This is a genomic window from Bradyrhizobium sp. CAR08 (assembly GCF_052871955.1).
Window position 1 is genome coordinate 462,240 of the sequence record NZ_JBIXJX010000003.1, and the last position, 23,093, is coordinate 485,332.

17 protein-coding genes are annotated in these 23,093 nt (G+C 63.0%); 10 read left to right on the plus strand and 7 right to left on the minus strand.

All coding sequences use genetic code 11. From position 1 onward, the window contains the following. The first annotated feature begins 78 nt into the window (after positions 1-78). The 8 genes from urtB to ACIPUD_RS09630 all read left to right on the plus strand — a co-directional run bounded on the left by urtB (position 79) and on the right by ACIPUD_RS09630 (position 9,963). Entirely contained in the window at positions 79-1,005 is a 927-nt protein-coding gene (gene urtB, locus ACIPUD_RS09595) for an urea ABC transporter permease subunit UrtB (protein WP_018455942.1), read from the plus strand. Between the two features lie 17 nt (positions 1,006-1,022). Continuing rightward, positions 1,023-2,162, plus strand: coding sequence for an urea ABC transporter permease subunit UrtC (urtC, locus tag ACIPUD_RS09600; RefSeq protein WP_018455943.1), 1,140 nt, complete (start codon positions 1,023-1,025; stop codon positions 2,160-2,162). Positions 2,163-2,280: 118 nt separating this feature from the next. After that, positions 2,281-3,036 carry an urea ABC transporter ATP-binding protein UrtD gene (urtD, locus tag ACIPUD_RS09605; RefSeq protein WP_018455944.1) on the plus strand — a complete coding sequence of 252 codons (756 nt, stop codon included), beginning with the start codon at positions 2,281-2,283 and terminating at the stop codon, positions 3,034-3,036. An 11-nt stretch (positions 3,037-3,047) separates the two neighbouring features. Beyond that, positions 3,048-3,737, plus strand: coding sequence for an urea ABC transporter ATP-binding subunit UrtE (urtE, locus tag ACIPUD_RS09610; RefSeq protein ID WP_018455945.1), 690 nt, complete (start codon positions 3,048-3,050; stop codon positions 3,735-3,737). Positions 3,738-3,764: 27 nt separating this feature from the next. After that, positions 3,765-4,994 carry a formamidase gene (gene fmdA / locus ACIPUD_RS09615; protein ID WP_007598072.1) on the plus strand — a complete coding sequence of 410 codons (1,230 nt, stop codon included), beginning with the start codon at positions 3,765-3,767 and terminating at the stop codon, positions 4,992-4,994. Positions 4,995-5,084: 90 nt separating this feature from the next. Beyond that, complete coding sequence (locus ACIPUD_RS09620) at positions 5,085-5,459, plus strand: FmdB family zinc ribbon protein (RefSeq protein WP_018455946.1); 375 nt, start codon at positions 5,085-5,087, stop codon at positions 5,457-5,459. 40 nt (positions 5,460-5,499) lie between these two features. Continuing rightward, entirely contained in the window at positions 5,500-6,540 is a 1,041-nt protein-coding gene (locus ACIPUD_RS09625; protein WP_018455947.1) for an aliphatic amidase, read from the plus strand. A gap of 303 nt (positions 6,541-6,843) precedes the next feature. After that, positions 6,844-9,963: an autotransporter outer membrane beta-barrel domain-containing protein gene (locus ACIPUD_RS09630; RefSeq protein WP_247295926.1), complete on the plus strand. Its 3,120-nt coding sequence runs from the start codon at positions 6,844-6,846 to the stop codon at positions 9,961-9,963. A gap of 3 nt (positions 9,964-9,966) precedes the next feature. Here the strand turns inward: ACIPUD_RS09630 and ACIPUD_RS09635 are convergent, their stop codons facing one another. The 5 genes from ACIPUD_RS09635 to ACIPUD_RS09655 all read right to left on the minus strand — a co-directional run bounded on the left by ACIPUD_RS09635 (position 9,967) and on the right by ACIPUD_RS09655 (position 17,486). Continuing rightward, a complete protein-coding gene (locus ACIPUD_RS09635) occupies positions 9,967-10,797 on the minus strand; it encodes an MlaD family protein (protein WP_085348667.1) in 831 nt (276 codons plus the stop codon). A gap of 158 nt (positions 10,798-10,955) precedes the next feature. Then, positions 10,956-13,175: an acetate--CoA ligase family protein gene (locus ACIPUD_RS09640; RefSeq protein ID WP_446480458.1), complete on the minus strand. Its 2,220-nt coding sequence runs from the start codon at positions 13,173-13,175 to the stop codon at positions 10,956-10,958. Between the two features lie 159 nt (positions 13,176-13,334). Next, positions 13,335-14,315, minus strand: a complete 981-nt coding sequence (locus ACIPUD_RS09645) for a glycosyltransferase family 2 protein (protein ID WP_247475084.1) — start codon at positions 14,313-14,315, stop codon at positions 13,335-13,337. Between the two features lie 151 nt (positions 14,316-14,466). Beyond that, on the minus strand, positions 14,467-15,036 hold the full coding sequence (locus ACIPUD_RS09650) for a class GN sortase (RefSeq protein ID WP_085348665.1): 570 nt from the start codon (positions 15,034-15,036) through the stop codon (positions 14,467-14,469). A gap of 188 nt (positions 15,037-15,224) precedes the next feature. Next, positions 15,225-17,486, minus strand: a complete 2,262-nt coding sequence (locus tag ACIPUD_RS09655) for a marine proteobacterial sortase target protein (RefSeq protein ID WP_446480459.1) — start codon at positions 17,484-17,486, stop codon at positions 15,225-15,227. 183 nt (positions 17,487-17,669) lie between these two features. Between ACIPUD_RS09655 and ACIPUD_RS09660 the strand changes: the two genes are divergently transcribed. Both ACIPUD_RS09660 and ACIPUD_RS09665 read left to right on the plus strand, forming a co-directional pair. Continuing rightward, positions 17,670-18,440: a helix-turn-helix transcriptional regulator gene (locus ACIPUD_RS09660; RefSeq protein WP_007598058.1), complete on the plus strand. Its 771-nt coding sequence runs from the start codon at positions 17,670-17,672 to the stop codon at positions 18,438-18,440. A gap of 47 nt (positions 18,441-18,487) precedes the next feature. Then, positions 18,488-19,999, plus strand: coding sequence for a glycosyltransferase family 2 protein (locus ACIPUD_RS09665; RefSeq protein ID WP_446480460.1), 1,512 nt, complete (start codon positions 18,488-18,490; stop codon positions 19,997-19,999). Positions 20,000-20,049: 50 nt separating this feature from the next. Here ACIPUD_RS09665 and ACIPUD_RS09670 read toward each other — a convergent pair whose 3' ends face one another. Beyond that, complete coding sequence (locus tag ACIPUD_RS09670) at positions 20,050-21,270, minus strand: ABC transporter substrate-binding protein (protein ID WP_247475089.1); 1,221 nt, start codon at positions 21,268-21,270, stop codon at positions 20,050-20,052. Positions 21,271-21,343: 73 nt separating this feature from the next. After that, positions 21,344-22,894 carry an acyl-CoA synthetase gene (locus ACIPUD_RS09675; RefSeq protein ID WP_026233060.1) on the minus strand — a complete coding sequence of 517 codons (1,551 nt, stop codon included), beginning with the start codon at positions 22,892-22,894 and terminating at the stop codon, positions 21,344-21,346. Positions 22,895-23,093: the final 199 nt, after the last annotated feature.

Here is a 23,093-nt window from a genome sequence, read left to right on the forward strand (position 1 = left end):
GACCGCAAATCCACGCCCAAGACCCCCGCGTCGCGAACCTGCTCGCGACGCGGGACCCTTTCCCGACGGAGGACATCGATGTTCGGCGACTACTCGCTTGGTGACCTTGGCTCCATCTTCGTCATGCAGGGCTTTGCAGGACTGATCCTGTTCTCCGTCTACGTCCTGATGGCGCTGGGTCTTGCGATCATCTTCGGCCAGATGGGCGTCATCAACATGGCCCATGGCGAGTTCATGATCCTTGGGGCCTACGTCACCTGGATGACCTCGAGCTTCTTCCAATCCTATTTGCCGAGCCTGTTCAGCGGCTATTTCTTCCTCGCGATGATCCTGGCCTTTGTCGCATCCGGTGCGTTGGGGATGCTGGTGGAATGGGTGCTGATACGGCATCTCTACAAGCGCCCGCTCGACACGCTGCTCGCGACTTGGGGCCTCAGCCTGATCCTGCAACAGGCCTATCGCTCCGTGTTCGGCGCGCGCGAGGTCGGCGTCGAGCTGCCGCAATGGATGCTCGGCTCGCTGCACGTGACCGACAGCATCGAAGTGCCGATCAACGGCGTCTTCGTGATGTGCCTCACCGTCCTGATCACTGTCGGCGTCGCCTACGTGATGTACAAATCGCGCTGGGGTCGACAGGTGCGCGCCGTCGTGCAGAACCGCATCATGGCCGGTGCCGTCGGCATCAACACCGAAAAGGTGGATCGCTACACTTTCGGCCTCGGCTGCGGCATTGCCGGTGTCGCTGGGAGCGCCTTCACCATGATCGGCTCGACCGGGCCGACCTCCGGACAGCTCTACATCGTCGATACGTTCCTGGTGGTCGTGTTCGGCGGCGCGGCAAGCCTGCTCGGCACCATCGCATCGGCCTTCTCAATCTCGCAGACCCAATCCACCCTCGAGTTCTTCCTGTCGGGCTCGATGGCTAAGGTGCTGACGCTGCTTGCCGTTGTCGGAATCCTGATGCTGCGGCCGCAGGGTCTCTTCGCCCTCAAGGTCCGCAAATAACAAGAAGCAGGCAAGTCATGGTCATCAACTCACGCTTCTTCAATCGATCCGAGCTCATGGGCTTCCTCGTGCTGGCCGCCGTGCTGTTCGTGATCCTGCCGCTCTCGCTGGATGTGTTCCGTCTCAACCTCGTCGCGAAGTATCTGACCTACGCCTTCGTCGCGCTCGGTCTCGTGCTGTGCTGGGGCTACGGCGGCATTCTCAGTCTGGGGCAGGGCGTGTTCTTCGGCCTCGGCGGCTATTGCATGGCGATGTTCCTCAAGCTGGAGGCCTCCAGCGTCGAAAATACCAAAATCCAGTCGACGCCAGGCATCCCGGACTTCATGGACTGGAATCAGATCACGTCACTGCCACTGTTCTGGCAGCCGTTTCACAGTCTCGCCTTCACCATCCTCGCCATCATCTTGGTCCCCGGCATCTTCGCGCTGATCATCGGCACTGCGATGTTCAAGCGGCGCGTGGGCGGCACCTACTTTGCCATCATCACCCAGGCGGTGGCGGCCATCCTCACCATCCTGATCGTGGGCCAGCAGGGCTACACCGGCGGCATCAACGGCATGACCGACCTGCGCACCCTCAAGGGATGGGACATCCGGCCCGACCACGCCAAGGTCATCTTGTACTTCGTCGAAGTGGTGCTGCTGTTCGCCTGCATCGGCATCGCGCAGTTCATCCGCCTGACCAAGCTCGGCCGCATCCTGGTGGCTATGCGCGAACAGGAGGACCGCGTCCGCTTCTCCGGCTACAGCGTCGCCAACTTCAAGATCTTTGCGTTCTGTATGGCCGCGGTTTTCGCCGCGATCGGCGGGGCCATGTTCGCGCTCAATGTCGGTTTCATGTCGCCGTCCTTTGTCGGCATCGTGCCGTCGATCGAGATGGTGATCTACACCGCGGTCGGCGGACGGATGTCGATCTTTGGCGCGATATGGGGGGCCATTCTGGTGAACTTCGCCAAGACCAGCCTGTCGGAATCCTTTCCGCAACTCTGGCTGTTTGGTCTCGGCGCGCTGTTCATCGCGGTCGTGCTCGCTTTCCCGAACGGCCTGTCGGGGCTCTGGGCCGACTATGTGCAGCCGCGCGTCGACCGCCTTTTCGCCTCGCGCAAGAAGCCGGGCTGGAGCGACAATTCGGTTGCCGACGGCGCACCAGCAGAGTGAGGAGACCATCATGCTCGTTGGTCATCACGATGCCGATGCCATGCTGGCAGTGAGGAGATAGGTCATGCTCGTCGGTCATCGCGATGCCGATGCCACGCTGGCAGTGAGGAGATAGATCATGCTCGTCGGTCATCAGCCCAAGGAATTCCTGCTCGCGGTCTCCGGGCTGACGGTTTCCTTCGACGGCTTCAAGGCCGTCAACGATCTCTCGTTTTACGTCGAGGAGAACGAGATCCGCGTCATCATCGGCCCCAATGGGGCCGGCAAGACCACGGTGCTCGACCTGATTTGCGGCAAGACCAAGGCGACCGAAGGCTCGATCCAGTTTCGCGGGACCGAGCTGACCAAGCTGAAGGAGAACGAGATCGTCAAGGCCGGCGTCGGCCGCAAGTTCCAGACGCCGTCGGTGTTCGAAGACCTCACCGTGTTCGAGAATCTCGAGATCTCGTTTCCGCGCGGCCGCACCGTATTCGGCTCACTCACGTTCCAGCGTGACCAGCTGGTGAGGTCACGCGTCGGAGAGGTTGCCGAGATGATCTTCCTCAAGGACAAGCTCAACACCTATGCCTCCGAGCTCAGTCATGGCCAGAAGCAATGGCTCGAGATCGGCATGCTGCTGATTCAGGATCCTGACCTGCTGATGCTGGACGAGCCCGTCGCCGGCATGAGCGTGTCCGAACGCACCAAGACCGCCGAGCTGCTCAACCGCATCATCAAAAACCGCTCGGTGCTCGTGATCGAGCACGACATGAAGTTCGTCGAGGACATCGCGCACAAGGTCACCGTGCTTCACCAGGGCCAGATCCTCTCGGAAGGCACCATGGAAAAGGTGAAGAACGATCCCAAGGTCGTCGAAGTTTATCTCGGTCACTAAGGAGCGCGACGATGCTGGCTATTTCTGATCTTCACGTCGCCTACGGCCAGAGCGAGGTGCTGCACGGGCTCAACGTCAAAGTCGCGCCCAACGAGATCGTGGCGATCATGGGTCGCAACGGCATGGGCAAGACCACGCTGATGAAATCGCTGATGGGGATCCTGCCGGCCAAGAGTGGCTCGGTGACCATGGACGGCGCCGAGCTCGGCAGCCTGCCGAGCTACGAGCGGGTGGCCAAGGGGCTCGCCTATGTGCCGCAAGGCCGCATGATCTTTTCTACCATGACGGTGAAGGAGAACATCGAGACCGGCCTCGTGGTCTCCGGCGGAACCGAAGTGCCCGGTGACATCTACGAACTGTTTCCGGTGCTGCTGGAGATGAAGGACCGCCGTGGCGGCAATCTCTCCGGCGGCCAGCAGCAACAACTCGCGATCGCTCGTGCGCTGGCGACCAAGCCAAAAGTGCTGCTGCTCGACGAGCCGACCGAAGGTATCCAGCCGTCGATCATCAAGGAGATGGCGCGCACGCTCAAGCACATCCGCGACGAGAAGGGGCTTTCAATCGTCGTGTCCGAGCAGGTCCTGAGCTTCGCGCTCGATATCGCCGACCGTGTGCTGGTGATCGAGAACGGCGAGATCGTCCGTGATGATCCGCGCGGCGCCGTCGATGCCGCACAGGTCTCGAAATATCTGTCCGTCTAACCAACCGTGTAAAAGGGGAGCCTCTCGATGCCAGAGACACTGATCAAGGTCGATCTCACCAAGTCGGCCTATGAAAATGACATGGTGCATAACCGCTGGCACCCCGACATTCCGATCGTGGCCTGGGTCAATCCCGGCGACGACTTCATCATCGAGACTTATGACTGGACCGGCGGTTTCATCAAGAACAACGATTCCGCCGACGACGTGCGCGACATCGATCTGTCGATCGTGCACTTCCTCTCCGGCCCGATCGGCGTCAAGGGCGCCGAGCCCGGTGACCTCCTCGTCGTCGACCTGCTCGACGTTGGCCCGATGAAGGAGAGCATGTGGGGCTTCAACGGCTTCTTCTCCAAGCAGAACGGCGGCGGATTTCTTACGGATCATTTCCCGCTGGCGCAGAAGTCGATCTGGGACATCAAGGGTCTCTACACCTCGTCGCGGCATATTCCGGGCGTCAACTTCGCCGGCCTGATCCATCCCGGCCTGATCGGCTGTCTCCCCGATCCGAAGATGCTGGACACCTGGAACAAGCGCGAGGCCGAGCTGATCGCAACCAATCCGACCCGTGTGCCCGGCCTCGCCAATCCGCCGTTCGCGCCGACCGCTCATGGCGGCCGCGCCAAGGGCGAGGTCAAGGACAAGATCGGAGCCGAAGGCGCGCGCACCGTGCCGCCGCGGGAGCATGGCGGCAATTGCGACATCAAGGACCTTTCGCGCGGCTCGAAGATCTACTTCCCGGTCTACGTGCCCGGCGCCGGTCTCTCGATGGGCGATCTCCACTTCAGTCAGGGCGACGGCGAGATCACCTTCTGCGGTGCGATCGAGATGGCCGGCTGGCTGCATCTGAAGGTCGAGGTGATCAAGGACGGCATGGCGAAGTACGGCGTCAAGAATCCGATCTTCAAGCCGTCGCCGATCACACCGAACTACAAGGACTATCTGATCTTCGAAGGCATCTCGGTCGACGAGGCCGGCAAGCAGCACTATCTCGACGTCACCATCGCCTACCGCCAGGCCTGCCTGAATGCGATCGAATATCTGAAGAAGTTCGGCTACTCCGGCGCCCAGGCCTATTCGATCCTTGGTACGGCACCGGTTCAGGGGCACATCTCCGGCGTCGTCGACGTGCCCAATGCCTGTGCCACATTATGGCTGCCGACGGAAATCTTCGACTTCGACGTGATGCCGTCCTCGGCAGGTCCGATCAAGCACATCAAGGGCGATATCCAGATGCCGATATCGCCGGACAAGTAATCCCTGCGCGACCGGATGCGAGACGGCGTATCTGCCGCCCCGCATCCGCCGCGACAGTTCTCTCACAGACAACAGCGTAGGGATGATGCGATGCCGGTCTATGAATATCTCTGTGACGATTGCGGTCCGTTCAAGGATATGCGCCCGATGGCCGAATGCGACGATCCGCAAGCCTGTCCGCAATGTGAAATCATGGCGCCCCGCGTGATTCTGACCGCCCCGAACTTCTTCTGCATGCCGTCGGAGACGCGCAAGGCTCACGCCGCCAACGAGCGCAGCACGCACGCGCCGCAGACGCTGGCGCAATACAAGGCCTCGCATGGCCCCGGTTGCGGCTGCTGCTCCACGGGCAAGAATTCGTCAAAGAACGCGCCGGATAAGAACAAGCCGGCGCGGCTGGTGACCAAGACCAGGAGCGGTGCCAAGGGTTTTCCCACCGCGCGGCCCTGGATGATCAGTCACTGATTCACGCGGCAATCTCAAACAGAGTAGAGGAGCAATTCAAATGCTTCACGGTGACATCTCCAGCAGCAACGACACCGTCGGCGTCGCGGTGGTCAACTATAAGATGCCGCGCCTGCACACCAAGGCCGAGGTGCTCGACAGCGCCCGCAAGATCGCCGACATGGTGGTGGGCATGAAGACCGGCCTTCCCGGCATGGACCTGGTGATTTTCCCGGAATACTCCACCCAGGGCATCATGTACGACTCCAAGGAGATGTATGAGACCGCTTGCGCGGTGCCCGGTGAAGAGACCGCGATTTTTGCGGAGGCCTGCCGCAAGGCCAAGGTGTGGGGCGTGTTCTCGCTCACCGGCGAGCGCCACGAGGAGCATCCGCACAAGGCGCCCTACAACACCCTGATCCTGATGAACGACAAGGGTGACATCGTGCAGAAGTACCGCAAGATCATGCCGTGGGTGCCGATCGAGGGCTGGTATCCCGGCAATTGCACCTATGTCTCCGACGGCCCGAAAGGGATGAAGGTCAGCCTGATCATCTGCGACGACGGCAACTTCCCGGAGATCTGGCGCGACTGCGCCATGAAGGGGGCCGAGCTGATCGTGCGCTGCCAGGGCTACATGTATCCGGCCAAGGAGCAGCAGATCCTGATTTCAAAAGCGATGGCATGGGCCAACAATGTCTATGTCGCGGTCGCCAACGCTGCCGGCTTCGACGGCGTCTATTCTTACTTCGGTCACTCCGCGATCATCGGTTTCGACGGCCGCACCCTCGGCGAGTGCGGCGAGGAGGACTACGGCATCCAATATGCCCAGCTGTCGAAGCATCTGATCCGCGATGCGCGCCGCAACGGCCAGTCGCAGAACCATCTCTACAAGCTGGTCCACCGCGGCTACACCGGCATGATCAATTCCGGCGAAAGCCCGCGCGGCCTCGCCGTCTGCCCCTATGATTTCTACAAGAACTGGATCGCCGATCCCGAAGGCACCCGGGACATGGTCGAGGCGATGACGCGCGCGACGCCCGGTACCGCCGAATGCCCGATCGACGGCATCCCGAATGAAGCGGCGCCCACCAATTACTAAGCCGTTGCCCAAATCAGTGTGTGTGAAGGCGTGCCGCTCGCTCCCGTTGGGACGCGGCGCCGCCCCAGATGATCAGTCATTGATGTGAACGACGGTCAATACTGCGACCGAACCGCACACGCAAACGTCGTGGATCGACCAGGCTGCGCCGGAAAAGCGTGCCTCTGGTGCAACATGGTCCGCTGAATCAGTCCGGTTTTGCTGTCCCCCAGCGATTCCGCCGATTCCGTAGTTCCACGGAGGGGCCCGGCGGCCTAGTTTGCCGGCGGCGCCGCTGGGGAGCGCTGGACTGAGGGCATCAAAGTGGAATTTGGGCCGCCGAAGGCTGGTCGGATTGGGCTGCGCCTTGCCGCGGTCGCTTCGTCTGTCGTGGCGGTCGTTCTCAGCCTCGGCCTATCGGCGACACCTGCGCAGGCGGACTGCGCGCCCGACCCGGCGGCAAGCGGGCAGACCGTCACCTGTAGCGGCACCGATGCCGACGGCTTTGCGGCAAGCGGCGGCGTCACCAATCTGACCGTAAATGTGCTGACTGGCGCCAGCGTCAACGATAACGGCACGGCGGCGATCAACGTCAATGACACCAACGTCATCACTAACAACGGCACGGTGGCGGCGGGCTCGGGCCTCACCGGCATCAATGGCGGCAATTCGAACACCGTGACCAACAACGGCGCCATCACGGTGCTTGATAACGGCCTCGGTATCTCCGCGCTCGATCACAACATCATCATCAATGCCGGGACCGTCACCACCGGCGACCACGGCAGCGCGATCTCGGTAGGAAACAACAATAGCGTTAGCAACAGCGGTGCGCTGTCCATCGGCGCGTCGGGCGCGGGCATCTTCGCGGTCCAGAGCAACACGATCACCAACGCCGCGACGGGCACGATCACCGGACTCGATGATTCAATCGGGATTTTCGCTTCGTTCGGTGGCACGACCGTGACCAATGCAGGCGCGATCAAGGTCGGCGATTCCTCCGGCTTCTCCGGCGGCATCGTTGCGACCATGGATAACAACACGGTCACCAACACCGCCACCGGCACGATTTCGGTCGGGCAGGGTGCCGCTGGCATCTTTATGCAGGGTAGTTTTCAAATCGTCAGCAATTTCGGCGCAATCACGGCCGGCGACTTTGGTGCCGGCATCGCCTTGTTCGGTGATGACGCCAAGGTCACCAATAGTGGCTCGATCAAGTCGGGCGATGGCACGTCCGCCGGCATTGCGGTGCAGGGCAATCGGGTCGCGATCAACCAAAACGGGACGATCAGCGTGGGTCTGGGCGGTGCGGGCATCGCGTTTACGGGCCTGTCCTCCACGATCAGCAACAATGGACGGATCACAGGGGCCGATTTCGCCGAGGGCATCGTAGCTCTCGGTGATTCCAACACCATCATCAACAGAGGTACGATCACGGTCGGCGATTCCGGCTTCGGCATCGACGTGAGCTCGTTCACAACGACAAACCACGTTGTCAATACCGGAACCATCACCGTCGGTGCTGGCGGCGTCGGCATCAGCGTGAGCGGCGGGGCCAACGTCTTCAACTCCGGGACCATCAACGCTGCGGCCGGAATCGCTGCAATCGAGTTTTGTGTCTGCGGCCCCAACACGCTGACGCTAGGACCCGGCAGCATCATCAACGGCCTGGTGCTCGGCACTGGCGTCGACACGTTCCAGCTCGGAGGCATCGGCAAGGATACGTTCAACCTCGACCTGATCGGTCCCCTTCTTCAGTATGACGGCTTCTCGACCTTCAACAAGGTCGACAATTCGACCTGGACGGTGACCGGCACGGGTAATCAGGACTGGAACGTGCTGGGCGGCACGCTCACGCTGGCCGGCACCATCAATGGCAATGTGAGTGTCGCGGCCGGCGGCACGTTCGGTGGCGTCGGCACGGTCGGAAGCTCCATCTCCGTCAACGGCGGTACGCTAGCACCGGGCAGTCCCACCGGGACGCTCAACGTGTCCGGTGATCTCTCGTTTACGTCGGCGTCGCACTACATGGTGCAGGTCTCGGGCACCAGCAACGGCGTCGCGGTCGTCACGGGAACGGCGACGCTCGCCGGCGCCACGGTCGTCGTCGTACCGACCGGCTCGATCGCGAAGCACTACACGATCCTGAACGCGGGCACGCTGCCCGACAGCTTCAATCCGGTCGTCGCGGGTTTGTCATCGAACCTGCATGCGACCCTGAGCTACGACCCCAACAACGTCTTCCTGGATCTCGCGCTGGGCTATGGCGGCGGCCTCAATATCAACCAGCAGAATGTCGCCAACATTCTGACGCACTACTTCGACAACACCGGCAGCCTTCCCGTGGTGCTGGCGAATCTCTCGCCGACGGGACTGACGCAAGCCTCCGGCGAATCAGGGACGGGATCGCAGCAGACGACGTTCAATGCGATGAACCAATTTATCGGCTTGTTGACCGACGTCTTCAGCGCGGGACGCGGCGGCGCACCGGGCGCGACGCCCTATGCCGACGAGACGAACGCGACTGCCTATGCCGCGACCCGCAAGAACGCGAACGAAGCCCTTGCTTCGATCTACCGCAAGGCACCGCCGCTGACATTCGAGCAGCGCTGGGACGTCTGGGCCGCCGGCTATGGCGGCTCGCAGGCCACTGACGGCAATGCGGCGCTTGGCTCGAACAACGCCACCAGCAGCGTGTACGGCACGGCGGTTGGTCTGGATTATCGCTTCTCGCCGTCGACGATCGTAGGTTTTGCGCTCGCCGGCGGCGGCACCGGCTTCAATGTCACCGGGCTCGGCTGGGGCCGCTCGGATTTGTTCCAGGCCGGCGCCTTCGTGCGTCACAACGCAGGACCGGCCTATGTCACGGCCGCGCTGGCCTATGGCTGGCAGGACGTCACGACCAATCGCATCGTCACCGCCGCCGGCGTGGATCAATTGCGTGCGCAGTTCAACGCCAACGCGCTCTCGGGCCGTGTCGAGGGCGGCTATCGCTATGCCTGGCAGTGGATCGGCCTCACCCCCTATGCGGCGCTCCAGGCCACCGTGTTCAGCCTTCCGAGCTATTCGGAGTTCGCTGTGGTCGGCAGCAACGTCTTCGCGCTGAATTATGCCGCCAAGGACGTGACCAGCACCCGCACCGAACTCGGCCTGCGCGCGGACAAGTCCTTTGCCGCAGCCGGCGGCCTGATAACCTTGCGCGGCCGCGTCGCCTGGGCGCATGACTACAATCCGGATCGCACCATCGGTGCGGTCTTCCAAACGTTGCCGGGATCGGCGTTCGTGGTGAACGGCGCCGCCCAAGCACACGATTCCGCGCTGACCACAGCGGCGGTGCAGATGAGCTGGATGAACGGCTGGTCTGCGTCGGCGACTTTCGAGGGCGAGTTCTCGAACGTCACCCGCTCTTACGCCGGCAAGGGCGTCGTCCGCTACGCGTGGTAGGCGCTACCGTTTCTGCTGCGCCGGCTTCCGGGGCGGTCGCGGAGCGGCGGCCGGCGTGGGTGTCCCGCTCATCTTGTTGGCGGCTTCGCTGACGTCGAGCAGCGAGCGACGGATGTCATCGAGGAAGTTCGCCGATTTCTTTTTCATGGTGTCGGCGAGTTCGTGCAATCCCTGGATCTTTTCGAACAGCTCATCCGCCTTGCCGTCGGCAAAGCCGGGCACCACGCCTTCGATCTTTGTGACCGCCTTGTCGAAGCCCGCGAAGGCGCTGTCGACCCTGGCCATGACGGAATCGATTTCGCGGCCCTTGCTCCGGAGATCGGCGGTGTAGTTCTCGAACGTGCGCAGGCCTTCCTTGATCGCCGGGGCGTTGCTGACGATCGTACGGTCGACGCTATGCAGGGTGTCGACGATCGATTCGGCATCGCTGAGATCGGCGGTCAGCACGGGGACGCCGTCCGAGTCCAGCGGCACTGGCGGCGCCGAGGGCGCGCCGCCGATCAGCGAGACCGCGGCGACGCCGGTGAGGCCCTGGAACTCGATGCCCGCGACGGTGTCCTTGCGTATCGGCGCGGTATTGTCGAGCATCACCAGGGCCACGACCTTGCGCGGATTGTCCAGCTTGATCGACAGGATCTGGCCGGCGGGGACGCCATCGAAATTGACCGGTCCGCCGCGGCGCAATCCGCTGGCGGAGCCCCCCTCGAATACCACGCGCAACTGGCTGCGGCTCTGGAGGGTGCGCCATTTCTGCACGCCGAGCACGCCGCCGAACGCCACGGCGATCACCGCCAGCGTCGCCGTTCCGATCACCAGATTGCTCGCGCGTGCCATGCGGGATGATTTTACGGCCAAAGCGGGGAAGTTGGAAGGATGATGGCGTGGCCGCAATAATAGGATGGGCGGGTTAGGGAAGCGTAACCCGCCACTTCCTCTCGCGTTTTGTCGCAAGGATTGGCGGATTACGCTGCGCTAAACCGCCCTCAGCGACATCAATGCCCGGCGGTGTTCTTGGCCGCAGCATTGTTCAGCACGATCAGGGCATCGACGGCGACGCCTGTTTTGGCATTGATCAGGAACGGATTGACGTCGATCGAGGCGATCCGGTCGCCAGCATCCGCGATCAGGTTGGACAGGCCGACCAGCGCCTTCACCGCGGAGGCCTCGTGCAAGGCCGGTTTGCCCCGATAGCCGCGCATCTTGATACCGGCCTTGGTGCGGCCGATCAGGAGTCGAGCCTCAGCCTCGTCCAGCGGCGCGCCAGCGAGCGCGACGTCCTTCATCAGCTCGATGTCGATGCCGCCGGTGCCGAACAGCACGACCGGGCCCATCTCGGCATCGAGGGAGGCGCCGACCACCAGTTCCAGATCGGCCTTCACCTGTTGCGCGATCAGGATGCCGTCGAGCTTCGGCTTGCCCTTCAGCTTGCTCACCCGCGCGGTGATGTCGGCGAACGCCTTCTTCACCGCGGCCGGGTTGTTGAGATTCAGCACCACGCCGCCGATATCTGATTTGTGCAGGATCTCGGCGCTGACGACTTTGGCCACGACGGGGAAGCCGATCTGCTTGGCGATCTTCACGGCCTCGGCTGCCGTCTGTGCGATTGCCTCCTTCGAGATCGGGATGCCATAGGCCTTCAGCAGCTTCTTGGAGGCGACCTCGTCGAGCGCGGCGCCAATTGCCGATTTCAGCGCCTTCTCAAGCACGGCGCGCGCTGCAGGCTTCGAGCTGGAGACGATATCAGGCACTTCCTTGCGCAGCTTGGCGTAGTCGAGCAGCGACTTGATCGCAGTCACCGCGCGATCCATGCCCTGCATGACCGCGAGATGCGGCAGCGACTTGCGCAAGGTCTTGGTGAACTCCGTGAAGCCGATCGACATCGCGCTGATATAGATCACCGGCTTGCCGGCCCGGCTCGCCATCTCGTCGACGATGCGCAGATTGCGCTCGCGCAGCTCGTGCGGCGCTTTCGGCAGCTCGGCATCGATGATGACGATGTCGATATCGGGGTCGTCGATCATCAGCCCGATCGATTTCATGTAGACGGAGGGATCGACCACCGCGGCAAAGCCGGCGTCGAGCGGGTTGCCGACGATCGAGCCCGGCCCGAGCATCTTTGCCAGCTCCGAGCCGACATGCGCGCTGAGTGGTGCAAAATTCAGGCCTTCTGCATCGAAGGCGTCGATCAGCATGCCGCGCTTGCCGCCGGATAGCGTCACTGCGGCGAGCCGGTCGCCCCTGGGCACTGCGGCGTGGACGAAACATTCGGTGGTCTCGATCAGCTCGTCGAGCCCGCCGACCCTGATGACCCCTTCGCGCGTTGCAATGGCGTCGAAGGTCTCGATCGAGCCCGCGAGCGCGCCGGTATGTGCCATCGCCGCCGCGCGGCCGCCCTCGGACGCTCCGAGCTTGAGCGCGATCACCGGTTTGCTCGCGGCGCGCGCCGCCTTGCAGGCGTCCCGGAATGCCTTGGTGTTGCGCACGCCTTCGAGGTAGACCACGATCACCTTGATGCTAGGATCCTCGGCGAAATAGCGCATCAGGTCCGGCGTCTCGAGCCCGGTTTCGTTGCCGGTCGTCACCATGTAGCCGACCCCGACGCCGCGATCTTCCAGGGCCTGGCGGATCGCCATGACGATGGCGCCGGATTGCCCGGCAATCGCCACCGCGCCCTGTTCCATGGTGACGATACGGTCGTCGATATTGGTGAAGAGCTTTTCGCCCGCGCTCAAATTGCCGAGGCAGTTCGGGCCGGTGACCGCCAATCCCGTCTCGCGCACGGCCGCTTGCAGTTCGGCGGCGAGCTTCTGGCTTTCCTCGTCCTGCAACTCGCTGAAGCCCGAGGTGACGATGGTGGCCGAGCGCGCGCCGGCCGCGGCGGCATCGCGGACCACCTGCACGGCAAAGCGCGCCGGCACCAGCACCAGCACGTGGTCGGGCTTCTCCGGGAGGCTTGCAAAGTCCTTGTAGCAGGGGACACCCCAGATGGTGTCGCGCTTGGAATTGACGGGATAGAGCCCGCCCTCGTAGCCGTATTTGACCAAATTGTTCCAGATGCGCTCGGCATAGTTGCCGAGCTTGTCGGTCGCGCCCACCAGCACGATGTTGCGCGGATGCAGCATGGCGTGGATGCCCTTGACGATGTCGCTGGCATCGGGCGGCGGAGACCATGGGCGCGATGAAGCTGAGGCGGCAGATACGCGAGCTTCCATGGTGTGACCTCACCTGTTGTTCTTGTTGGCGGTGCGTCACTCTGTTCTATGGCGAGTTCTTCGGACTGGCAACCACGTGGGCGGGTATGCCGTGCGGTGGAATGAGCGCGCGTCAACCCCTGGTGATCGACATTTTGGGATCACTGCTCGCGCCGTGGTTCAGTATCGCAGGATGCCGAGCTTGTAGGCGTAGTGATAGGCCAGCTGCTTCGCCAGATAAGGAGCGATGGCGCGCCGGATCTGCATCTGTGTCGGTTCGAAGCCGAGAATGCGTCGCCGCAGGATGCCCATCTCCCTGACGCCGACCGCATAGGTCGACGCCGTCTTTTGTGCGTCATGGATTCGGAAGCAGGCGAGAAATCGCGGCAAGCGTGCGAATTTGAATCCTGCGGCTTGCGCCCGCAGGATGAAGTCCCAGTCCATCGCGTAGTGTAAGCTCTCGTCGATCGGCCCGATCCTGTCCCACACGCGCTTGCGCCAGAACATCGTCTCTTGCGGAATGTAGTCGGCATATCGCAACGCCTTGCCGTCATGAGGCGGCAGCACGGCGCGGCCGACCTCGAGTCCCTCGCGATCGATGAAGACGCGATGGCCGTAGACGACGTCGACACGCGGATGTGCGATGAAGTAATTTGCGACATACGCAAGTGTCCCGGGCAGCAGCACGTCGTCGCTGTTAAGATAGGCCATGATCTCGCTCTCGGCGCCGACGAAGCCGAGGTTGATGGCGCTGGATTGCCCCTTGTCCGGTTCGCTGCTCCAGCTCAGGCTATCGCCGCGCCTCTTCAGGAGACCGAGCGTGCCGTCGATCGAGGCGCCGTCCTGCACGTGATAATACAGGTCCGGATAGTTCTGGCTGACGATGCTGTCGATCGTGGCCCCGAGATATTGCGCATGGTTGTAGCTCGGAGTGACCATCGCGATTCTGGGCGCGCCCGGATGGATCGCAGGAGCTCGCGGGAAAGCCGTCAGGTTGAGCAGGCGCGGCGGATATTGCTCGAAGGTCCACATCGGCGGGCGGCGCCAGAGGCTCCGAAGCGAGGAGCGTCTTTGCCCGGCGGCGATAAGATCCTGGTTCCTCTCCAGGAGCGCGACGCGGCTTTCCAGCTGTTCGAGACGCTGCCTGAACTCCTCATCCATCACCGTCTTCTCGCAAATTACAGCGGAAATGCTCAATAGGCCATTCTGATGGGTCTGCGGTCGACGGCGCCGGTTCAGGGGTTCCATCGAGCGGCATTGTCCCTACAGGTCGGGCGGATTCAAGAGGGGGGTGCGGATCGATTGCGAACCGCTATTCATCAGTGCCGATCAGGGTAGCATGCAGGATGTAGCGCTCGGGGCCGGACGCGACGGCGTCGAACGGCCAGCAGGTCGCGAGCACGAGTTCGGCTGCCCGTGCCGCAGGATCGATCCCCGAGGCATCGAAGCGAACCACAGCGGAGGAATCCGCGCGAAAACGAAAGTGCTTGCCATCACTGCGTGTGACGTCGATCAGGTCACCAATGGCGACATTCCGCAGGAAACGGAAATGAGTGTCGCGGTGCGCTGCATATACGGCAACGCCCCGCTCGCCCGCGTCAGCCGTTTGGCGGATATGGCCGGGCCCGAAAGCGAGCGCCTGGCCGCTCGCGCCTTCCAGTACGATCGCGCGGGCGCCGATCCGCCTCACCTCGATTCGCGCAACCGGCCAAGTATCGGCCCATGACCATGGCCTGACCACCTCGCCGGTCGCAACGCTCTGGTCGAATGCGCGCTCCAGCAGCACCTGCGCGAGCCATGCTTTGGCATGGATGTAGGCGCCGTCGCCGAACAGGATGATGCCGATCAGGGCGAGAGCGAGGGGAGAGATGATGCGCGGCATTGTACTAATTCCCGTCATTGCGGGGAGCGAAGCGACGAAGCAATCCAGACTGTCTCGTGGATGAGTTTCTGGATGCTTCGCTTGCAATGACGAAGGTGAGAGGGCGAGTTCAAAAAGGCGCGCGCGGCCGTTGGTGTGTGGGACGGGCAGCCGCGCGCGCTAACAGAGGAGTTCGGGGGGCTCCTCTCTCAAGCGGCGTCAGTGAGCAAGGACTGACGCCGCTTGAACACGAACAGGATCAGGGCGAGCACGACCAAGATCAGGCCTGCGGTCATTTTCAGCTCGGCCGAGGTCGCGGTCTTGGGCAGGCGGATCGCATCCGGTGCAGCGGGCGTCGGTCGCCTCGTGGCCGGCTGGTTGCGTGCATCGGCGTGACGCTCGCGGAGCTGCGCTGGGACCTGCTGTCGTTCGCCAAAGACCTTCGCGAAATCCCAACCGGCCGGCAGGTTGATCGGCAATTCGCTGGGCTTGAGCGGCTCGCCTTCGGGACGGCTCGGCGTCTTGTCGACCGCGACGAGGCTGGTGAGCCGCGTGACGATCTGATGGTCGAGCGCCAGTGCCAGGATTGCCTTATCCGAGTCTTCGGGCGTCATTTCGCGCAGGGTGCGCGCCACTTCGGCATCGGCGATCTTGCGCTTGGCCCAAAGCTTCGACAGGCCGTTGCCTTCGGCCGTATTTTGCAGCGGCAGCGTCACCGACCATGGGCGGTCACCGACGCGGCCCTTGATTTCGACCGAGCCCGCAACCGTGTCGAGCTTTGCCGCCAGCACCAGCGGCTCGTCGCGATAGACGTCGGGAATGATCGTCGGTGTGACGTCGGCCTTCGCTTCGGAGAACTTTACGCTCAGCCCGGTCACGGCCGGGTTCTCGAGCTTGGCAAACAGGCCGCGCATGCGCTCCTCGACCTGCTCGACGGAGCCGATATGGGTGAAGGCACCGCGGCCGAGCTCGGCGGCGCGCGTCATCAGATAGGTGTTGGGCGCCGACCCGATGCCGACCATGAACACGCGCGAGCGGCCGCGCATCGCCGTGATCGTTTCGAACAATTGCTGCTCGTTGCCGATCGCACCGTCGGTCAGGAATACGACCTGGCGAACCATGCCGACGTCGCCAAGCTTGTCGGTCAGCGCGGCCCGCATCGCCGGCACCATCTCGGTGCCGCCACGCGCCTGCAGCGCGCTGACGAACGAGGTGGCTTCACCGACACGCTCGGCATCCGCCGCGACGGAGACCGGAAACAGCACGTCCATGGTATCGTCGAAACGGATGACGTTGAAACGGTCGGTCGGCTGGAGACGGGAGAGCGCGTAGGTGAGGCTCGCCTTGGCCTGAACGATCGACGTGCCGCCCATCGAGCCGGAATTGTCGATCACGAATATCACCTCGCGCGGCCGCGGCTTCTGCGTCGCCTGCTCGGCGGCGGGCGGGGTGACAAAGGCAAGCAAATAATCGGCGTCGCCGACGCGCTCGCGAAATAAGCCGACCGACGGCGCCTTCACGGCCGCTGGCTTCCAGGTCAGTTCGAAATCGCGGTCGGCAGCCACGGCACCGTCGGCAAGCGAGACGATTCGCATCGTATTGTCCGGGCTGGCGACCTTGACGTTATGATGGGGGCTCGTGACCTCGCCGAGCGCAAAGCCGGCGTTCAGACGCACCGTGATGCTGGTCGGATTGACCGGTGCATTCCTGGCGGGATCCAGCACGGGCGGCGAGATGCGGTCGCGGTCCGGCACCGGGTCCGAGTTGGTCGCGCCCCAGCCGGAGCCATCGTTGCGGAAATCGACGCTCTGGACGATCGGCGCCGGATTGTAGCGCGGCCCGACCACCAGCGGCAGGCGCAGCGAATATTCGTTGCCGGATTGATGCACCGGCTCCTGATATTCGATCTGCACCAGCACGGTTTCGCCGGGGCCGATATTGGCGACCGAGTTGGTGAAGATGTTCGGCCGCTCCTGTTCGGTGAGCGCGGCCTTCTGGCCGGCGCGGCGCGCCTCTTCGTAGATCATGCGCGCCTGTTGCCGCTCCTTGATGTCCCCGACGATGACGCGGTTGCCGACCACCATCTTCAGCGAATCGACGGCGCCGCCCGCGGGGAGCGGATAGACATAGGTGGCCTCGACCCAGTCCTTGGTCGGGTTGCGAAAGATTTGGGTGACTCGTGCTCGCAGTGTCGGGCCCGACACCGTGATGTCGACGTCGATGCCGAGGCGGATCGCTTCCGTGTAGGCGCCATCCTCCTTGAGGAGGAGAGACCCGGATTTGGCATCGCCGGGCTGGAGCAGGCTGGCCGGCTCCGTCGTCGCCGACCAGCCCGGCTCGAAGCTCACCAGCAGGGCCACGAAGGCGACCAGCATCACCGCGATGCCATGCGCCAGAAGGAACAGTCCGACCACGATCAGTCTGCCCAGCCAAGGGTGTTCGTTGCTGTCCGTCGTGTCAAAAGTATCCATTTGGCCTGCTCCCGAGCATGTTTGCTGGCCCCGAGCATCCGCCGGGACGGCCCGATTTCGCGAGCAGAATGATCGGCAATGTTCCGCCACGGCCGGCCCGGCCCGCCGCCTCCGAGATGGCGAAGTGCGGTTTTGTGCTGGTTTGTCCGTCCTGCTAGGATGTCGTCCTGGAGCAGGGCCACGATGCAGACGCAGGACAAATTCACCGACAAGCAGCTGTCGGACGAGCAGAGCCGCGAGATCGCGGAGACCATTCGCGAGGAGCTCGCCAGGCGCCGGATCTCCCGGCAGGCGCTGGCCGAGCAGGCCAAGCTCAGCCTGTCGACGCTGGAGAAGGTGCTCGGCGGCCGACGGCCGTTCACGCTGGCGACCACGGTGCGGCTGGAGCAGGCGCTGGGCGTCTCCCTGCGCAGAAGCGCCGCCGTAGTGACGCCTCCGGCCGCAAACGATGTCGCGCCCGACAGCCTCGGCTCCTATGCCCATCGCGCGGTGACGTGGCTCGAGGACGTCTACATCACGCTGCGACCGTCGTTCGGCGACAAGGACGCGATCTTCGCCTACCGCACCGAGATCGTCTGGGAGCCGAAGGTCTCTTCACTGGTGTTCCGCGAGGGCGAGCGGACCGATGCCGCCTATGAACACACCGGCGAGGTCGCCGTGCCGCATCAGTCCGGCTTCATCTATCTCGTCATCATCAAGCACGGCCAGCATCGCGTGATCACTGTGTCGCGGCCGACGGTCGCCGGCGAGATGTACGGGATCATCTCGACGCTCCGCGCCGGTCCCGGCTCGCAGCTGACGCCGATCGCAGCGCCGATCGCTTATGTGCCGCTCCGAAACTTCGCGAAGCCCTCGCTGGGTCGGGTCGCGCCCGGCGATGCTAACCACGAATTGTACCAAAAGCATCTGCGCCGAACGGTGGAAGAATCGTTCGCGCTGTTTCTGTCGGTATAGCCCGCAAGAAATTATCCGGAATGACGAGCATGCGTCTATAAGGGGACATGCAGGACGCGTCCGCACTCTACGACGGCGAATCTCCGCTGTTCTCAATCATTATCCCGCTCGAATCTCACCGCGGGCAGTGGGAGATGTCCTGGCTCGGCTGGACGTCGCAAACTGCCGACACATCGCTCTACGAGATCATTCTGGTCGTGCCTCCGGATTTCACGGCACGCGAGCAGTTGAAGGCGCTGGCCGGCAACAGGGCTCGCCTCGAATTCACCGATTCCGAACACGACATCGGGCTCTGCGCATTCGGCGCGACGAAGGCGCGCGGCAGCTATCTGTTCTTCACGGAATCGCACTGCCGGCCCGAACCCGACGTGATCGAACTCTGCATTCGCGCGATCGATGCTCATCCCGATTGGGCCGGCTTTTCCTGCCGTTCGATCCCGATCTGCCATAACCGGTTATCCGTGGCAGAGGCCGCCATGTACCAGGCCGACATCGAGTTCGGTATGAAGCAGCATCCCTGGCGCAAGGTCCTGGATCAGTGTTTCGTGACGCGGCACGACGTCTACCGGGAATGCGGCGGCCTGCGCGAGGAGCTCGGTCATTTCGCCGAATGGGTGCTCGCCGCCGCCTATCACGCGAGAGGTCATTCCATCGGCTATCTCGAGGAGGCGCGCTTCCATCACTACTATGTCGGTGAGATCGGTGAGCTGAAGCAATTCACGCTCGACTTCGTGCAAGGCGAGATTCGCTATCTGAGCGAAGCCCGCAACGATGCCGGCAGCGAGCTGCTCGACATTCCGGTCGAGTGGAGCTCGCGGAGCGAGGCCGGCGCGTCGCTCGCCCGCAATGCACTGAACGCGCTCCTGCGCTCCAGCCTCGCTGACGGCGGGGGAGGGCCTGGCGAGAAATGGCTGGCGGTATGGCGTTGGGCCGTGCCGGCGCTGCTCGGCGGTCTCGGCGCGCGCGGTTTCGCGCGGCTGGAGGCATGGCACGCGCGGGCCGTGCTGGTCGCTGTGACGGCCGCCGGATCGAGCGATGCGATCGCGCGATGGATGCGGCGATACATCGCCGCGCTGATCCGGCATCAGAGGCTCGATTGCATTCACCGTCTCGGACGAGATGCGGGACCTGTTGACGGGCTCCTTGGTGAGCGCGTTGTCGCGCAGATCGGATTCCATGCCGAAGAGTTCTCTGCCGGTCACACTTTCCGCTGGAGCGAACCAGAGGCAGCCGTGCGCATCAAGGGCAGGCCGGGCCGCACCATTGTCCGCGTTCGAAGCCCCGCACTTCGCGCACCGCTGGATACGATAGACACGCGATTCTATGTCGATGGCACGGCCATCCGCCCCGAAGCGGTCGTGACCGGTTGTGACAGCTACACACTGAGCCTCGATCTGCCGCCGTCAGGCATCGCCACCCTCGCCTGGGCATGCCCCATGTTCAGGGGCGTCGGCGATTCGCGTCGTCTCGGCCTGCCGATCGCGGCGATCGATGTCGGCGACGACATGATCGAGGTTGAAAGCGCGGGAACAGCGCCGTCGCTTGCTGGAAAAGAATAGCGGCCCTTCGGCCGCTATTCGGTCGATTCAGGCTGTTGCTCTTAGTCGAACTAGCCGCCCGTTTCGGCGCTGATGATATCGCCGAACAGTTCCCACTGGCCCTTCTTGAACCGCCACATCTTGAGCTGCTCGATCGGCGCGAAGTCCGTGGCGGAGGTGTTGATCTTGATGCCCGGGATCAGTGTGTCGGGCACGAAGTCCTTGAGGCTCGCTGCCTGCTTCATCACATTCTCACGGGTCAGATTGTCGCCCGCCTGCTTCAGCACCTGCACCATCGTCTGGGCTGCGGCATAGGCGTAAACCAGATTGGCGTCCGAAATATTTGCGCCAGGCATGTATTTGTCGATGAAGACCATGAATTTTTTCATGCCCTCATCGTCCTTCCATTGTGGATCCGACGCATCCTTCAGATAACCGGCCGACAGCACGCCTTCGGATGCCTCGAGGCCGGCAGGCTTCATCACCGCGCCGATGGACACCGAGACATCGGTCATGAGATGCATCGGCTTCCACTCCAGCTCCGCGATCTTCTTGATCGCCTGCGCCGCGAATTTCGGCGTGGCGATGTTCACGAAGACATCGGCGCCGGTGCCCTTAAGCTTGACGATATGGGCGTCGATCGAAGGCTCCGACGTCTCGTAGCTCTCTTCTGCCACGATCAGTTTCGATGCCTTGTCGCCGAACACGTCCTTAATGCCGGCGAGGTAGTCCTTGCCGAAATCGTCGTTGGCATAAAAAATCGCGACCTTCGCGTCCGGCTTCTCCTTCAGAATATACTTCGCGAAGATCTGTGCCTCGACGCGGTAGCTGGGCTGGAAGCCCATCGTCCAGGGAAAGTTCTTCGGGTCATTCCACTTGCTGGCGCCTGTAGCGAGGAACAGCTGCGGCACCTTCTTGGAATTATGATATTTCTGCACGGCGGTCTGGGTCGGCGTGCCCAGCGCGTTGAACACCAGGAAGACCTCGTCGCTCTCGATCAGCTTGCGGATCTGCTCAACGGTCTTCGGCGGCGAGTAGCCGTCGTCGTAGGAGATCCAATTGATCTTTCGGCCGTTGATGCCACCCTGGTCGTTGATCATCTTGAAATAGGCTTCCTCGGTCTTGCCGATGACCCCGTAGGCGGAAGCCGGGCCGGAATAGGCCTCGACATTGCCGATCTTGATCTCGGTGTCGGTGACGCCGGTGTCGTACGCCTTTTGCGCATACGCGGTTTGGGCTGTCAGCAGCACCAACGCCGTTGCTGCGGCGAGCAGGGAGAGTTTCTTTTTCATGAAAATTCCTTGGCTTTTCTGGGTTGGAACACGCACGTCAAAAAGAAAAGTGCCCGCGAGAGGGGCGCTTTGATCAGGCGTTGGCGGCTTTCTTGTCGACTTCCGAGGCGCCCGAGAATTCCTTGCGCAAGGTCGGCTTGTGGATCTTGCCGGTGGCGTTGCGGGGTAACGCATCGACGAAGCGGACCTGGCGTGGACATTTGAAGCGCGCGAGATTCGCCGCGCAGTGCGCGAAGACATCTGTCTCGGTCAACCGCTGGCCGGGCTTGGCCGCGACGATGGCGAGGCCAACCTCGCCCCATTGCGGATCGGGAATGCCGATCACGGCGGCTTCCGCGATAGCGTCGAGTTGGTGCAAGACGTTCTCGACCTCGGCCGGATAGACGTTCTCGCCACCGGAAATGTACATGTCCTTCCAGCGGTCGACGATGTAATAAAAACCTTCCTCATCGACGCGTGTCGCGTCGCCCGTGTGCAGCCAGCCATCGGTGAACGACGTCTTGTTCGCCTCCGGCCTGTTCCAGTAGCCGGGCGTAATGTTCGGTCCCTTGACCCAGAGCTCGCCGAGTTCGCCGACATCGGCGTCGCCGCCGTCAGGACGCACGATGCGCACTTCAGTGTGCAGCACCGGCTTGCCGGCGGAGCCGGCTTTCCGTGCCGCATCCTCGCGGTCGAGCACCAGCACGGCCGGCGAGGTCTCGGTCATGCCGTAGCCCTGCTGGAGTGCGACGCCACGCGCCTCCCACACCTTGAGCAGCGGCACCGGCATTGGTGCGCCGCCGACACCTCCCACGATCAACCGGCCGAGGTCGGTGGTCGCGAACGCCGGATGCTGGGCCATGAACTGGTAGATCGCGGGCACGCCGAAGAACACGTTGATGCCCTGTGCGGGATCGTTGATCAGGCCGAGCGCCGTGCCGGGATCGAAGGCGCGCATGATCATCACGGTGCCGCCGGCGTGCAGCACCGGATTGGTGTAGCAATTCAGGCCGCCGGTGTGGAACAGCGGCAGCACGGTGAGCAGCACCGAGGACGGCCCGATGCAGGCTGGGCCGCCGAGATTGACGCAATTCCAGAAGGTCATGCCATGGGTGATGGTGGCGCCCTTGGGATGACCCGTTGTGCCCGAGGTGTACATGATGGTCGAGACGTCATCGAGGGTCACCTCCTCGATTTTCTCGAGTGGCTTTGCGGCGGCGATGCCGGCCTCATAAGTCCCGCTGGGGCCAAGCAGCAGGCTCGTCGCAATGCCGCAGAGCCTTGCCACGGCCAGCGCCGTTTCGGCGAGATCGGTGTCGTGGATCATCACCTTCGGCGCGCAATCTGCGGTGATGAACTGGAGTTCGGGAACGGTGAGGCGGGTGTTCAGCGGCACGAAGATCGCACCTAACCGCCCGCAGGCGAATTGCACCTCCAGCGTATCGGTCGTGTTCAGCGCCAGCACCGCGACCCGCTCGCCGCGCGAGACTTTCAGCGCATGGCGCAGAAATGACGCGAGACGCGAGATGCGCGCGTCGAGCTGCGCATAGGTAAAGCGGCGCTCGCTCGCGAGGTCTATCACCGCAATCTTGTTCGGTGTGCGGCGGCCATGGTGGGCGATCCAGTCGTAGTAACGAACGGCCAAGAATTCCTCCCTCGGCGGACTTGTGCCGCCCGCGTCCCTATTGCCATGCACCATGCCCGGCATGGCCCAAGGGCCAGCCGGAGTTTGTGCACCATCCTTTTTTTGATCCGGAGTTGGCGCGCGAGCGATGAAAATCGTCTTGCGTTGAGTTGCTAGAGCGAGCTTGCTTGGAGCGGGGCTCGGCCAGCCACTCCGCGCA

Coding starts and splice junctions, on each gene's coding strand:
- ACIPUD_RS09670 (WP_247475089.1), bottom strand. CDS start 21,270: ATGAAAAAGAAACTCTCCCTGCTCGCCGCAGCAACGGCGTTGGTGCTG.
- urtE (WP_018455945.1), top strand. CDS start 3,048: ATGCTGGCTATTTCTGATCTTCACGTCGCCTACGGCCAGAGCGAGGTG.
- urtC (WP_018455943.1), top strand. CDS start 1,023: ATGGTCATCAACTCACGCTTCTTCAATCGATCCGAGCTCATGGGCTTC.
- urtD (WP_018455944.1), top strand. CDS start 2,281: ATGCTCGTCGGTCATCAGCCCAAGGAATTCCTGCTCGCGGTCTCCGGG.
- ACIPUD_RS09655 (WP_446480459.1), bottom strand. CDS start 17,486: ATGGATACTTTTGACACGACGGACAGCAACGAACACCCTTGGCTGGGC.
- ACIPUD_RS09650 (WP_085348665.1), bottom strand. CDS start 15,036: ATGCCGCGCATCATCTCTCCCCTCGCTCTCGCCCTGATCGGCATCATC.
- ACIPUD_RS09620 (WP_018455946.1), top strand. CDS start 5,085: ATGCCGGTCTATGAATATCTCTGTGACGATTGCGGTCCGTTCAAGGAT.
- urtB (WP_018455942.1), top strand. CDS start 79: ATGTTCGGCGACTACTCGCTTGGTGACCTTGGCTCCATCTTCGTCATG.
- ACIPUD_RS09635 (WP_085348667.1), bottom strand. CDS start 10,797: ATGGCACGCGCGAGCAATCTGGTGATCGGAACGGCGACGCTGGCGGTG.
- ACIPUD_RS09625 (WP_018455947.1), top strand. CDS start 5,500: ATGCTTCACGGTGACATCTCCAGCAGCAACGACACCGTCGGCGTCGCG.
- ACIPUD_RS09645 (WP_247475084.1), bottom strand. CDS start 14,315: ATGGATGAGGAGTTCAGGCAGCGTCTCGAACAGCTGGAAAGCCGCGTC.
- ACIPUD_RS09660 (WP_007598058.1), top strand. CDS start 17,670: ATGCAGACGCAGGACAAATTCACCGACAAGCAGCTGTCGGACGAGCAG.
- fmdA (WP_007598072.1), top strand. CDS start 3,765: ATGCCAGAGACACTGATCAAGGTCGATCTCACCAAGTCGGCCTATGAA.
- ACIPUD_RS09665 (WP_446480460.1), top strand. CDS start 18,488: ATGCAGGACGCGTCCGCACTCTACGACGGCGAATCTCCGCTGTTCTCA.
- ACIPUD_RS09640 (WP_446480458.1), bottom strand. CDS start 13,175: ATGGAAGCTCGCGTATCTGCCGCCTCAGCTTCATCGCGCCCATGGTCT.